The sequence below is a fragment of the Stenomitos frigidus ULC18 genome, assembly GCF_003003795.1.
GTDB classification, from domain to species: domain Bacteria; phylum Cyanobacteriota; class Cyanobacteriia; order Leptolyngbyales; family Leptolyngbyaceae; genus Stenomitos; species Stenomitos frigidus_A.
The window spans coordinates 1-13857 of sequence record NZ_PVWK01000058.1 but is presented as its reverse complement, the minus strand read 5'-3'; the positions used below and the strand labels follow the sequence as shown (position 1 = coordinate 13857).

The following is a 13857-nucleotide window of genomic DNA, read 5'->3' as shown; positions in this document are numbered from 1 at the left end:
GGTCTTGCTGTAAAATTTGGGCGTTCAACTTTGTCTGGTGTTTTTACATGTCCGATTGATCCAGACCTGCGCGCACTAATTAACGCAGTGACCTGAACGCCGCGCGGATCTCCTCAGAGAAAAGCTGCGGCTGCTCCCACGCTGCGAAGTGGCCGCCCTTGGCGACCTCATTGAAGTAGATAAGATTGCGATAGGCGCGCCGAGCCCACGTCTCTGGAGCTCGATAGATCTCCCCTGGAAATACCGTGATGGCCACAGGGAGCGAGATCTCGGTGGTCTTTTGAGCCGCCGCGTTTAAGAGGCTGGTCTTGTTCTCCCAATACAGCCGCGCTGACGAGACCGCGCTGTTCGTCAGCCAGTACAGCGTGATGTCATCCAGCACCTCGTCTTTCGTCGGGGACTTGTCGGAATCGCTGCTGCTTGTCCACTGCGCGAAACCTGGATGCCCAAGCAGCCACGCCGCAAGTCCGATTGGCGAGTCCGTCAGTCCGTACCCGATCGTCTGCGGTCGTGTGCCCATCATCGCGGCGTAGGCCCGTTTCTTCTTATACAATGCGTCGAGTGAGTCGAACGCTGCGCGTTCTTTCTCGGAGAGTTCTGCTGGCGCGGGTCCGCCGCTGGCAAGCACCGCAGCCACGTCGGGCGGTACCGTCGCTGGCAAGTTGATGTGGATGCCAAGTAATCCTGCCGGTGCCTGGCGCGCCATTGCGCTGGAGATGGGAGACCCCCAATCGCCGCCCTGAGCAACGTAACGGGTGTACCTGAGGCGCTGCATCAGCTCAGCCCAGGCTTGCGCGATGTGGTCAGGGTTCCAACCAGTGCCCGTCGGCTTGCTGGAGAAGCCGAAGCCAGGAATTGACGGGATGACCAGGTCGAAGGCATCTTCCGATCGCCCCCCGTAAGCTGTCGGGTCGGTCAGCGGACCAATGATCTTGAGCTGTTCAAATACCGAGCCGGGCCATCCGTGCGTGATGAGCAACGGCAACGCGTTCGGATGTTTAGAGCGGACGTGGATAAAGTGAATGTCCAGGCCGTCGATGTTCGTGACGAACTGCGGTAAGGCATTCAGCTTCGCCTTGGCTTTCCGCCAGTTGTACTCCGCTCCCCAGTGGCGGACAAGTTCCTTCAGTGTTGCTAGTTGCACGCCCTGTGACTGGTCGGTGACTGTCTCCTTGTCGGGCCAACGAGTTGCTGCAATGCGCCTGCGGAGATCGTCGATCGCCACTTGCGGAACGTGGGCGCGGAAGGGGCGGATGGCGTTGTTTTCAGTCACGCTAGCCTGGGCCGCGTCCTGGGATTGTGCGCTAGCCTGGACGGATTGCTGTGCCAGCACGCGAATGGACGGTGCCAGAAACATCATTGCTGCAAAGAGCGCAACGAGGAGTCGCGACAGGACGAAGGCACCGCAGGCGCGGGCTTTGATTTTGTAATGTACTTTTTTCAATTTGGTCATAGTGTTTTCTCGGCTTCACTCCGCGTGAATTCAGTGGAGTACAATTTCACGAAGTCGGACATGCTCGTCGGTGTCTTGCCAGTGAGCTTGAACAGGTCATCCGTCATACGGTCATACCGTCCTTGCTTGTGAAGTTCGGCCATCACCACGAGGTGGTTGAGGAGGTGCGTAGGCACCCCAAACTCACGAAGCGTCTCAGTCCATACGGAGAGCGGCACGTCACGATAGCGGATCGTTCGGCCGATCGCCTCGGAAAAGACGCGCGCGTAGTGGTTCAGATCCGCTGACTCAAAGCCGGTCAGATTGTAAACCTGACCAATGTGTGGGGCAGGGTCATCGAGGATCACGGAAACAGCACGCGCCACATCAACCGCCGAGATCGGCGAGGTCTTGCTGTCACCCAGCGGCAGCACCAGTTCGTCGTTGTCCCGGACTCCAGCAGCGGCGAGACGCAGGAAGAAACTCTCGAGGAAGACCGTTGGCCGCACCGTGACGATCGGTAGCCCCGACCACGCTAATGCCTGTTCCGCAAGCCAGTGCAGCTTGTGCTGTGGACTGTCCGTGGTCTCGGTGATGCTCATTTGCGTCACTGTCATTTGAGACATGTTCACGAAAGCTTTGACTTCGTGGTGACGCGCCACCGCAGCGGTGTTGACTGTGGCTTCAAGATACGCTGGCGAAACCGACATGCCGAAATAGATGCGGGCAACGCCTGCGATCGCGCGATGCATCGAGTCCAAATCGGTCAGATTGCCCTGCACAACCTCAGCTCCAAGCTGGCGCAGTGCCTCAGCACGTTCATCCTCCCGCCGAACCAAAGCACGCACCTTATGCCCTTTGGCGAGTAGCATTGCGGTGAGGTTGCGACCGATCGCACCGATATCACCAGCCGCTCCAGTTACGAGGATGGGGCTGTCATGTGTAGATTTCATTGTCATATCATTTACCTCGCGTTCACTTTCCTGTTGCTTGTTGCGAAGGTGTATCTGTTTGCGTGATCAACCAAACGTGAATGCAAACGCCTCCACCCCGGTATCCAGAAACTCGATCTCGAACTGGCGATCGCTAACGGTCTGCGGTTGTCGAATCAGTTGGTACAACCGCTGTTCAGTCACCGTGCCTTCGCCTCGCTCATCGATATCAAGTCCGCGAGCCGTAACTGCTGGCTGTCCGTCCACAAGCACGCGAAACCGCACGGATGTTCCTCGCTCGACTGGTCCCATGACGAGGTGAAGGTCGCGGGCGTGGAAGCGGTACGCAATCCGCCCACCAGATTGGTTTAGGACAATGGCTTGTCTTCCGATCGTCCAATCGCCGGAAAGTGCCCATTGATTACGGTTCAATGGCGCGGGATTGGCATATGAACGAGGCTTGTTTAACAACGCGCCGCCAGGAGACGCAAAATTCTCCGTTCTTTCATAGCCGAGGTAGTTTTCAGGCGATTTCAGGCTGCCCCAATCGGCGGCAGCCTCTAAACCGCGAGCGTCAACTTTGACCAGTTCCTGACCAACACGAGCAGTTCCTGACTCAGACAGGAGCTGTTGAATGACCCGTTCCGATCGCTCGTACTCACCCTCGCCGAAGTGGTGATGCCGAATGCGTCCTTGCCTGTCGATAAAATAAAGGGCTGGCCAGTAATGGTTCCCGAAAGCCTGCCACACCGCGTAATCGTTATCTACAGCGATCGGATAGTCAATTCTCATCGCCGTCAAGGCTCGACGGACATTATCAGTATTCTTCTCGAATTCAAACTCGGGCGTATGCACACCAATGACGACTAGCCCCTGGTCCTGATACTTCTCGGCCCACGCACGCACATACGGGAGTTGGCGCAGCCAATTGATGCAGGTATACGTGCAGAAGTTGATCAGCACGACTTTTCCACGCAGTTCGTCAACTGTTAATGGCTGTGAACTGAGCCACGCGATCGCACCAACCAGAGGCGGCAATTCACCTTCAATGGGTAACTCAGCCGTTGTCGATGTAGCGTGCTGTGTGGTGCAGCCGAGCATGCCAAGCTGGGTGGCAGCAATAGTTGTAAGCATGGTTGTCAAAAAGTAGCGGCGATTGTAATTGATTGACACGCGCTGACCTCCCTGTCGCTGCGCTCCGATAGATTCGGTGAAATTAGAGAACCTCGACGACCTTCTCCTCCTTGACGACCGCACGCATAGCCTCGGTCTTTGGGTGTGCAGGGCGCTCATGAAAGTGTGACGTGGGTGTCCGATCAATCAGCAGACTGAGTAGTTCGGGGCGGCTGTAATGACCGCGCACATCCATGAGCCGCTTGCGGGCGTCGATCTGGGCAAAGTCAAGATGGCTCAGCGATGGCATAACGCAGCGACCGAAACGACACCCTGAGTTCCTGAGCAAAAATCGTTTGCTGCTCCCATGTCGCGAAGTGATCGCCCTTGTCGAGCTTGTTGTAATGAATGAGCTTGGGATCGGCCCGCTCAGTCCAGCTTCGCGGGGCCTCATATTGCTCGCCGGGGAAGACACTCACTGCCACCGGAATAGAGACGCCCTTGGTGTTGAAAAAGCCACCCTTGTATTTCCAATAGAGCCGAGATGCAGAGATCCCCGTATTCGTCAGCCAATACAGCGGGATGTTGTCGAGGATCTCATCCCGCGTCAGTTCGCCCGTGGCGCTCGTGGTGCGGTTGAGAGCTGAAACGGCCGCTGCCGCTGGCTGCCCGTCAGCATTGCTATGATCCAGAACCCAACTTGGCGGATGTCATTCTGACCGTATCATCTAGAAAGAACAGGAACAACCTCCTCCATGTAACGATCAGCGGCGACGGCGGCTTCTTCTGGACTGCTGCCATTCTGACGCGCACTCAGATAGGGCGCGTACCAGTCCCACCAGTGATGCTCAGCGTGAGTTTTCTCGTAGGAGTCGTGGTGCTCTGCCGTCTCACGCAGCAAGGTTGCAAGAGTTGCAACGTCTGTTCGAGGAGAATCCCACAGCCGATCAGGAAACCGCGTTGTGATTTCCTGAAGTAGCCAGAGGTTTCCGTCTGGATCTTCAAATGAGGCAAAGGAGAAATAGGAACGACCTTCTGGGTCGCGCCCGTTGACGCGTGGGTTCTCCACCGCGTTGTTGAAGGGTCCACCCGCGTAGTGGAAGATCTCACTCACGTTGACACCGCGATCGATCAAGTCTTTACGAGCAGCATCGAGGTCATCCACGGCGAGAACCAAGTTCTGCACCGAGCCGGACCCGTCTCCATTGCCGAAGATGATCGAGGCTTCTGAGTTGGGCGGTGTCATCTGCACGCCGCGGAAGTCGCCCACCGCGATGTCAATGTCGAGCCGCCAGCCGAGATTCTCATAGAATGCCTTCGCGCGATCGACGTCGGAAACGCTGAACAATACAACTTCGAGCTTCATGTCTGGACTGTTTACAGGATTGCTACTCATCTTGATCTCCTTTAAATTGATGGATTTGATGTTCAAATTGGTTACGTTTCATTCTTCTACGATCGCCCCATGCACACCACGCAAGTTCGTTGAGTTAAAACGCGACTTAAATGGGACACTCACTTCACCGAGGAAAAGGTGGTTGGTGCCAGCAACTCGCTGCTGATGTTCTGGATGAGTTGACCGCCCTTCTCGGTTTCGGTGCTGATTGCAATCCATTCGGGGTCAGCAAGGAAGGCGTTCCAGCGATCCTCGCGTTCAGCCATGCTGTCCCAGGCGAGCAGGTAGGTGAGTTGTTGGTTGCTCTCGCCGATTAGCGTTGTCCAGAATCCAGCCTGATGGATACCATGCTTTTCCCAAATCCGCAGCGTGTGGTTCTGGAAGCGCGCAAGCAGCGCAGGTAGTCGTCCGGGGATGGCGTGATAAATGCGTAATTCGTAGATCATGCCTTCAGTGCCCCGCACTCTGACCGCCATCAACGTGAAGGATTTCGCCTGTCACAAAGTTGGCTGATTCGAGGTAGAGGATTGCATCAACGATGTCAGAGATCTCGCCCATCCGATCAATTGGGTGCATGGCAGCGAGCTGTGCATGGGTCTCGGCAGGGTGCATGGGCGTCTTGATGTTACCCAGCGCGATCGCGTTCACCCGGATACCGCGCTTGGCATACTCGATCGCCAGCGATCGAGTCGCGCTATTCAGTCCGCCCTTCGTCAGTGATGCGAGTACAGACGGTACGCCCGCGATCGGGTTGTCAACCAGGCTTGTGGATATCTGCACGATATGACCACTGCCCTGCTTTGCCATCTCGGCGATGGCGAGTTGCGTCATGTGAAAGAAGCCAGCGATGTTAGTGCCCAGGTAAGCGTCGTAATCAGCTTGAGTGTATTGGGTGAAGGGCTTGGCGATGAAGATGCCAGCGTTGTTGATCAGTGTGTCGATGCGCCCGAAGCGGGTCACGCCTTCGATGATTGCCCGTTCGGCAGTTTTTCGATCAGCGAGGTCGCCTGATACTGCCAGAATGGCATCATCATCCGATGGTCGAATTGAGCGTGAGATGGCAACCACCCGATAGTTGCGATCGCGGTATGCCTTGACAAGGGCTGCGCCGATGCCCTGTGATGCGCCGGTAATCACAGCAACTTTCTGTTCAGTGCTCATAGTAAAACTCCTTTATGCGTTTTGGGGGTTGGTGGAATGAGGGTTGAATCGGTTGAATGGCAGAGTGCCATTACGCTTTATTCTTCAGCGATCGCTCTTATTTAGACCACTCAAGTTAGTTGAGTTAAGCCGCAACTTAAACGGGTGTTTTCCTGGACTTTCAACATTCCAGTGAATTTAGCTTTGGTGTACCAAGGGGTAGGATGAATTGAACGAATTTAGCGTAGGTTTCGTTTCTGTACGACTGCTCATATACTGATGGAACATTTACGTGTTCACAGTTGCAGCTTATTCCCCTGCAAGAACATGTTTAATCAACCTCTATGAGAAAGATTACTTAAGATCTGATACCAATTTTCTTTAAAGCTGCACAGAACGAAACCTCTGAAACAAGGGGCTTAAGCCCCTTGTTTATGTGCAGGCTCATATTGAATTGGTATGAATCCTCGGTTGGTCAAAATATTGATCATCAAACCCCAGCAGAAGCCTCGGATTTGAGTAGGGTGATTGATGCGTTCAGGGCAGCATTCAAGAATGTCCCAACCTGCTGTTGTTGGGTTTCAGCAGTGGCATTCTCACTCAATTGGGACGATCGCAGCACAGCCCCAACCCAGTGTTGGGTATGCCAAAACGCTTGCCCCTCCAGAGTAGGAAGATTGGCGATGTCTGGATAGGGATAAGGAGAGACATACCAGTAGGGTTCTGGATAGCTCGCATCTCCGGGCGAAAATCCAATCCCGACTGTCAGTGGATGCCCATTTTTGGTGTCAGGAAGCGTAATCAGCGTTGCGATATCAAGGTGATGGGGCCAAATGTGAATTGCTGAAGCATTCTCGTTAGTGGTAATGATCGTCTGAAGTAGTTGATCAGTGATGATGTAAGTGTCTGCTAATTCACGCAATGCAAACCCCGGACTGGCATCAAAGGCTGCATCATGAGCCAGGGGATGATCGGGAAAGTCATTCGGTGGATAATCTAAAAACACAATCTTGCTGGCATCGGCACCGAGTTTAGCAAGCGCTTGCTGGAGCCAGTCCAGTCCTTCTCGCATGGTCTTTCCATGTAATGGCAAAGAGGCGATCGTGTCATTCTGATCAGCTACCAGGATTAAGGTGAGGCTGATGGGTTCGACTGCAACTTGAAAGGGCTGAGTCGCTGGAATCGTTGAGCCAACAAACGCTTCTAAAGCTGGATTCCATCCAAAGCTGGTGTGACTGTGGTCTGGTAGAGGCTCCGCTAATGCCGCACCTGTTGCAGCAATATATTGAACGGCATAGTGTAATTGCAGTCTGCTTTCAGTCAGTGCTTGAGGGCTGACTGTTCCTATCATTGTCTCTGGTGTCGTCATCGTTATTACCATTGATTAAATAGAGATTTGCAAGAAGCGCAGGGGAAAAGGAAGCAGCTAGCGATCGTTCGGATGGGGCAAACAATTTATGCACTGCGGAAAGCTACTCCACCGTTTGGGGAACCAACGTTGCCGCCATCGACGAAAAGCTCAACCGACTGGACGTAGGACGAATCGTCTGAAGCAAGAAAAAGGACGGCTTTGGCAATCTCATCCGCTTCTCCCCAACGACCCAGGGGAATCGTTGCTGCCATTTTTGCCGCCAGTTCTTCATCCGCTTGAGACGGAGTAGAATCACGGCTCCAGATGGGAGTTTTTGTGGCTCCCGGTGCAACGACGTTGACCCGAATGTTGCGAGGAGAAAGCTCAGATGCGATCGTTCTTGCCATGCCGCGAACACCTGCTTTGCTTGCGGCGTAAGCTGCCTGTCCTGGATGTCCCAGCGAGCCAAGCACTGAACTGTTCAAGATGATTGAGGAGCCATCATTGAGCAGCGGTAGTGCGGCTTGTACGGTAAAGAAAACGCTGGTGAGATTGACGCGAATGATGTGCTCAAACACTGTTTCGTCAGTGCTTCCCATAGGCGTGACTCCAGGAATACCCGCGTTGGCGAAGACGATATCCAGACTGCCGAACCGCTGACCAATTTTGCTGAAAAGGTCGGCGCGGGCGTGGGAGTCCGTCACATCTGCACGATAGGCAACGGCTTTTGAACCCAGTTCTGCGAGGGCAGCATCGAGCGTCTTCTGATCTCGACCCGTGATTGCGACCTCAGCGCCTTCGCGAATGAAGAGTCGAGCGGTGGCAAAGCCAATACCGCTATTTCCCCCAGTAATCAGTGCCTTCTTCCCTTCCAGTTTCATGACATCTCCTTTGGCAATCATGTGTGAATGTTGTAGATCAGACGATGGTCTAAGCCGCTATGTGGTGGTCATGGTCGGTGCTGGTCGCGACTGGTAGCCATGCTTCAATTTCCTCTGCCATTCTTGCGGCATTGTTTTGGTACATCGCGATCGTGTCCTTCCCGACGGGCAAATGTAGCGGCGGATGCTCTGTATTAGCTAATTGAAGAACCACCTGGGCAAACTTTTTCGGATCACCGGGCTGGTTCCCGTGTAGCGCATCGGCTCCGCTCCGCATCGGTCCTACCGTTGCCTGGTAATCGTTAATGATGGTTTTCGCGGCAACATAGGAGTCAGTGCTGAGGAAGTCAGTACTGAAAAGACCGGGAGCTACTGCCGTGACGTGGATGCCGAGCGGTGCCAGTTCGATCGCTAGCCCTTTCGAGATCCCTTCAACCGCAAACTTGGTGGACCCATACAAGCCCCAGCCCGGAACGGCATCGTAGCTAAACAGCGACGAGATATTGATCACCCGCCCGGACTTTTGCTGGCGCAGGTACGGCAACACAGCACGAGTCACGTTGAGTAATCCAAAGACGTTGGTGTCATACTGTTTGCGAGTTTCAGCATCCGTGGCTTCTTCGATCGCCGTCACCATGCCATACCCGGCATTATTGACCAAGACATCAATCCGACCAAACCGGGTAATGCCTTGCTGGACAGCGGCCTGTACCTGGGCTTCCTGGGTGACATCCATCGGCACAACGGACAAATCCGGGTGGTTGTCCAAAATGGCGGCGAGTTGTGCGGGCTGACTGCGAACCGTTGCTACGACCCGATCGCCCTCTGCCAGGGCTGCTTTAGCAATTTCTAACCCAAAGCCCCTGGATGCTCCGGTAATGAACCATACTTTCTGCGTTTTCATCATGTGTCCTTGTTTTAAGTGTTGTTTAGTGTGTTGATGTCCTGTTACCGTCCGGGAGCACGGGTTTTCACTTCCTGGAGCACCCAACCATTGCCATCTGGATCACTAAACGAAGCAAAGGAGGCATAGTCGCGACGCTTCGGATCGGGACCCGGTACCCGTCCCTCGGTTCCGGCATGGTGAAAGATCCCGCCGATGTCGTGGAACACTTCACTTACCTCGACACCCCGATCGACGAGTTCGGCACGGGCTGCCTCGATGTCGTAAACGATCAGGTGCAGACCCTGAACTGAACCTGGCGTGGCTGACGAAACTCCTTTACCAAAGATGATCGAGGCTTCCGATCCAGGAGGGGTCAACTGCACTACTCGGAAGTCCTCACTGGTGACAAAATCAGCATCCAGCCGCCATCCCAACGCCTCATAGAACTGCTTGGCTCGATCAACATCCGCAATGGGAATTACCACAACTTCGAGTTTCATGTTTTGACTGTTTACAGGATTGCTACTCATCTTGTTCTCCTTTAGCTTGGTGAGTTTGCTGCCCACCTCGATTAACTTCATTCTTCTGCGATCGCTCCATGCACACCACTCAAGTTCTTTGAGTTAAAACGCAACTTAAATCATTTTGCAGTTGAGGAACGCCGCAGGAAGTGAGCCAGGAGCCATTAAACCTGATATACTTCAGCCAAGACGAAATCATTTGCCTGTCAATTTATGCTGCTGAAACTCTTTGCCAAACCTTGATTGAAGAAACGCCCGGTATGTTGAGGAAAGACTCACTCTGTCCTTTACGGCATTGGCTAAACTATGGATGCCAACCCATCAAAATCTGGACGGGGTCGCTCCACTTCTGGGCGAGTGCGAGGAGTTATCCTGTCGCCCCAGGGATGGCAAAGATTTCAGACGGCAAAACAGCAAACAGAAGCGGACGAAACGTGGGGGAAGCACCTCACCCAGGAAGATCTCAGCGATCGCACTAGCCTTTCCCTCAATACCCTTGCCCGCATCTTCAAGCGTGAACTGGGGGTGGATCGCCAGTCAGTGGAGTACCTCTTCCGGGCATTTGGGCTGGAGTTGACGAAGACAGATCTGACATCCCCTGCCTCCTCTGAAGAAACAGAGAACCGCTGGACAAATCCCCAACAGGACTGGGATACGGCGGTCGATGCCTCGGTATTTTATGGGCGTGAGGTAGAACTGACGCAACTGTGGCAATGGGTCATTGCTGAGCGCTGTCGTGTAGTTGGGCTGTTGGGCATTGGGGGCATTGGCAAAAGTACGATCGCCGTCAAAGCCGCGCTGCAAATGCAGGCAGAATTTGAGATTGTTGTATGGCGATCGCTTGCCAATGCGCCACCGTTGGAGGAACTTCTGTCGAGCCTGCTAAAGTTTCTCATGCCACTCTATGGGGAAGATCCCATCATTCCTACTACGTTGGCTCAGCAGGTCTCCAAACTGATGCAATACCTGCGATCGCGTCGGTGTTTATTAATTCTGGATAATGCGGAAACCATTTTGCAGCGTGAGCCCGTGGGACACTGGCGATCGGGCTACGAAGGCTACGGGCAGTTGCTCAGAGACATTGGCGAAGCGTCCCACCAAAGTTGTTTGTTGCTCACCAGTCGAGAAAAGCCACGCGAAATGGTACTGATGGAAGAGGATGAAAGTGTGGTGCGAACGACTGGTCGTCGCGCTTGCGCTTCGCTGACCTTGAGTGGGCTAACCCCTGATGACGGACGCGCCATCTTCCGGCAGAAAGGAGCATTTACAGGGTCAGAAGCGGAATGGCAGACGTTGATCCATCACTATGGCGGCAATCCCCTGGCACTAAAATTGCTGGCAGCCGCCATTCAGGATTTGTTTAACGGCCGCATTACCGAGGTGTTGCCCTATCTCAGTCAGGGATTGGCTGTTTTTGAAGACATTCGCGATTTGCTGAACCGTCAGTTCGATCGCCTCTCTGAAGCTGAACAGAAAACATTATCCTGGTTTGCAATTTATCGGGAGCCAGTCTCGATCGCCGATATTCGAGAAAGTGTGGTTGATCTTGCTACTCAGCAACGGGTACCCAATCTGGTCAACTCACTACTCCGGCGATCGCTCATTGAAAAAAAAGATGGGTTCTTCTTCTTGCAACCCGTGGTGATGGAATATATCACAGAGCGATTCGTGCAGCAAATTTGCGTCGAATTTGAGACGCAGCAGCTTAACGTTTGGCAAACGCATCCCTTACTACGAGTCCAAGCAAAAGATTACATTCGAGAGATTCAGACGCGCCTCATTATGCAGCCTGTGATGGAACAGTTGCTGTCTCGCTTTGGCAGTGTAGCGGCGATCGAGGCGCAGGCAAAACATTTATTAAGGCAGCAGGGAAAGAAACCAGGGTACGCTGCAGGCAACTTGATTAACTTGCTGGTGCAGCTTCAGGTCGATTTGCGCGGCTCTGACTTTTCTGACCTTGTCGTGCAGCAAGCTGACTTGAGACAGATCGATTTAGCCAGAGTCAATTTTCAGAATGCCAATTTAGCCCAATCTATCTTTTCAGAAACCCTCAGTAATGCGATGTCGATCGACCTGAGTCCAGACGGTCAGACAATTGCAGTCGGAGCTTCCAATGGCAACCTCTACCTCTGGAATATCAGCACAGCCCAACTCTTAGCCATCTTTGAAGGGCACACAGGCTGGGTGTGGTCTGTCGCCTTTAGTCCGGATGGCACGATGTTAGCCAGCGGCAGTACGGATAGTTCGGTGCGCTTGTGGAATATCCAGAGTGGACGATGCTTGCAGGTGCTCACAGAGCATACAAGCTGTGTTTGGTCAGTGAGTTTTAGCGCCGATGGTCAGCAATTAGCGAGTAGCAGCGCCGACCAAACCGTGCGCGTGTGGAATTTGCAAGGGCAGTGTCTCCAGGTCTTGAAAGGGCACGTCCAGAGTGTTTACGCTGCCCACTTCGCTCCGGACCAGCAAACCTTGGTCAGCAGCAGTCATGATACGACCATTCGGATCTGGGATGTGAGCAACGGGAACTGCCTGAGTGTCTTACAGGGGCATATCTGTGGGGTTCAGTGTGTGCGATATAGCCCCGATGGTCAACTGCTTGCGAGCGGCAGTCGTGATGGGTCAATTCGGCTGTGGAGCGGTTATCTTGCTAGCGATCAAGCGTCAACGCTCAATTTCAAGGTGCTACAGGGACACACCGATTGGGTTTGGGACATCGCCTTTAGTCCAGATGGACGCTTGTTAGCCAGTGCCAGTCGCGATGGGACTCTGCGCCTTTGGAGTGTCCAGGATGGTCAATCCATCTATGTGCTCGACAGTCATACGCACGATGTTCACGGGCTTGCGATTAGTGCCGACGGTCAATTGTTGGTGAGTGCAGGAAAAGACCATACGGTGCGGCTGTGGCATTTGCAGAGCGGACGAAACCTTAAAACGTTGCGCGGCTATACCGGCGGGCTTCACTCCCTGAGCCTCAGTGCGGATGATCAAATGCTTGCCAGTAGTGGTCAGAATGAAGCGATTCAGCTGTGGCGTTTGCAGCTCGATAGCAATTTGCCACAACTTCATCCCTACAAAACATTTTCCAGCCCGACCCGTCAGATTTCATCCTTAAGCAACGTCAGCTTTAGTCCGGATGGTCAAATGCTAGCGATCAATCGACATGATGACTCGATCGCTGTATGGCATATCCAAGCTGAGCGGTTCGACCAATGGTTGGCACATAGCGCATCCATCTGGACAGTGCTGTTCAGCCCGGGGGGAAAGATTTTAGCAAGCAGTAGTTATGATTGCACTGTGCGACTATGGGATGTGCAAACACATCATTGTTTGCAGGTGTTACGCGGGCATGAGAGCGGTATTCTCGCGATTGCCTTCGACCCTAGCGGTCAATGGTTAGCAAGTGGTAGTTTTGATGACACCATTCGCTTATGGGATGTGCCAACTGGGGCATGTTTGAGGGTGTTGCAGGAGCATACGGGTGCCATTTTCGCATTGGCATTTGATCCCAGTGGTCAACGCTTGGTCAGCGGTAGCCATGACCAAACCATTCGCTTGTGGGATCTGCAAACTGGCGCGTGTCTGAAGATATTGCAGGGACATACAGGAGTGGTCTGGACGCTTGCCATCAGTCCAGATGGTCGAATCTTAGCCAGTGGCAGCGATGACCAAACCATCCGTTTGTGGGATTTGCAAACGGGACACTGCCTGCAAACATTGTGCGAACACACCAGTTGGGTCACGTCCGTCCTGTTTAGCTCCAACGGTCAAATCCTAATCAGTGGCAGTTATGATCGCACGATTAAACTATGGGATGTGGAAACAGGACGTTGTATCAGCACATTGACGATCGATCGCCTCTATGAAGGCATGAATATTCAAGGTGCGACCGGGTTGACAATAGCTCAAAAGTCTACCCTGAAAACATTAGGGGCAATTGAGCATTAAGGCGATCGCGTTGGTTAGTTGCCCCCAGAGCAGAAGTGCAAGACAGCATCAGGGTTTCAGCCGCTCAAACCGGGTAAATTGGCCTCTGTACTACCGCTTTCGGAGTCAAAAAGTTGACTAAGCCGCTAAGTCGCCTCAGCGGCTCGTCTTCAAAACCAGACGTGAGAGTTTCCCCTCCTCTAACTCCTCAACAATGCAATGCCCTGACAAGGCATACTTCTCCAAATCACCACGTGTTTTGGCGTCGTGACAGTGTCGAT

Annotated in this window: 13 protein-coding genes; 1 reads left to right on the top strand and 12 read right to left on the bottom strand. The window is 53.5% G+C overall.

Annotated elements, in window-relative coordinates; translation table 11 throughout:
• Positions 1-79 precede the first annotated feature (79 nt).
• The 12 genes from C7B82_RS10515 to C7B82_RS10460 form a co-directional block, all read right to left on the bottom strand.
• Entirely contained in the window at positions 80-1453 is a 1374-nt protein-coding gene (locus tag C7B82_RS10515) for an epoxide hydrolase family protein (RefSeq protein WP_219904253.1), read from the bottom strand.
• Positions 1450-2391, bottom strand: a complete 942-nt coding sequence (locus C7B82_RS10510) for an SDR family NAD(P)-dependent oxidoreductase (RefSeq protein WP_219904251.1) — start codon at positions 2389-2391, stop codon at positions 1450-1452. The genes C7B82_RS10515 and C7B82_RS10510 overlap by 4 nt, the downstream gene beginning before the upstream one ends.
• 60 nt (positions 2392-2451) lie before the next feature.
• Positions 2452-3537: a redoxin domain-containing protein gene (locus tag C7B82_RS10505; protein ID WP_219904249.1), complete on the bottom strand. Its 1086-nt coding sequence runs from the start codon at positions 3535-3537 to the stop codon at positions 2452-2454.
• A gap of 43 nt (positions 3538-3580) precedes the next feature.
• Entirely contained in the window at positions 3581-3787 is a 207-nt protein-coding gene (locus C7B82_RS33135) for a hypothetical protein (RefSeq protein ID WP_219904247.1), read from the bottom strand.
• Complete coding sequence (locus C7B82_RS35090; RefSeq protein ID WP_219904245.1) at positions 3765-3962, bottom strand: hypothetical protein; 198 nt, start codon at positions 3960-3962, stop codon at positions 3765-3767. The genes C7B82_RS33135 and C7B82_RS35090 overlap by 23 nt, the downstream gene beginning before the upstream one ends.
• A gap of 239 nt (positions 3963-4201) precedes the next feature.
• The gene (locus C7B82_RS10490; RefSeq protein WP_219904243.1) at positions 4202-4909 is read right to left on the bottom strand and encodes a VOC family protein; all 708 of its coding nucleotides are present in this window, start codon (positions 4907-4909) and stop codon (positions 4202-4204) included.
• Between the two features lie 83 nt (positions 4910-4992).
• The gene (locus C7B82_RS10485) at positions 4993-5319 is read right to left on the bottom strand and encodes an NIPSNAP family protein (RefSeq protein WP_106256276.1); all 327 of its coding nucleotides are present in this window, start codon (positions 5317-5319) and stop codon (positions 4993-4995) included.
• Positions 5320-5323: 4 nt separating this feature from the next.
• On the bottom strand, positions 5324-6034 hold the full coding sequence (locus C7B82_RS10480; RefSeq protein WP_106256246.1) for an SDR family NAD(P)-dependent oxidoreductase: 711 nt from the start codon (positions 6032-6034) through the stop codon (positions 5324-5326).
• Positions 6035-6503: 469 nt separating this feature from the next.
• Positions 6504-7382: a hypothetical protein gene (locus C7B82_RS10475; protein ID WP_106256245.1), complete on the bottom strand. Its 879-nt coding sequence runs from the start codon at positions 7380-7382 to the stop codon at positions 6504-6506.
• A gap of 86 nt (positions 7383-7468) precedes the next feature.
• A complete protein-coding gene (locus C7B82_RS10470; protein ID WP_106256275.1) occupies positions 7469-8245 on the bottom strand; it encodes an SDR family NAD(P)-dependent oxidoreductase in 777 nt (258 codons plus the stop codon).
• A gap of 49 nt (positions 8246-8294) precedes the next feature.
• Complete coding sequence (locus tag C7B82_RS10465) at positions 8295-9149, bottom strand: oxidoreductase (RefSeq protein WP_106256244.1); 855 nt, start codon at positions 9147-9149, stop codon at positions 8295-8297.
• A 44-nt stretch (positions 9150-9193) separates the two neighbouring features.
• Positions 9194-9631, bottom strand: coding sequence for a VOC family protein (locus tag C7B82_RS10460; RefSeq protein ID WP_219904241.1), 438 nt, complete (start codon positions 9629-9631; stop codon positions 9194-9196).
• A 327-nt stretch (positions 9632-9958) separates the two neighbouring features.
• On the opposite strand from C7B82_RS10460, the gene C7B82_RS10455 reads away from it, so the two are divergent.
• Positions 9959-13597: a WD40 repeat domain-containing protein gene (locus tag C7B82_RS10455; protein WP_106256243.1), complete on the top strand. Its 3639-nt coding sequence runs from the start codon at positions 9959-9961 to the stop codon at positions 13595-13597.
• Positions 13598-13857 lie beyond the last annotated feature (260 nt).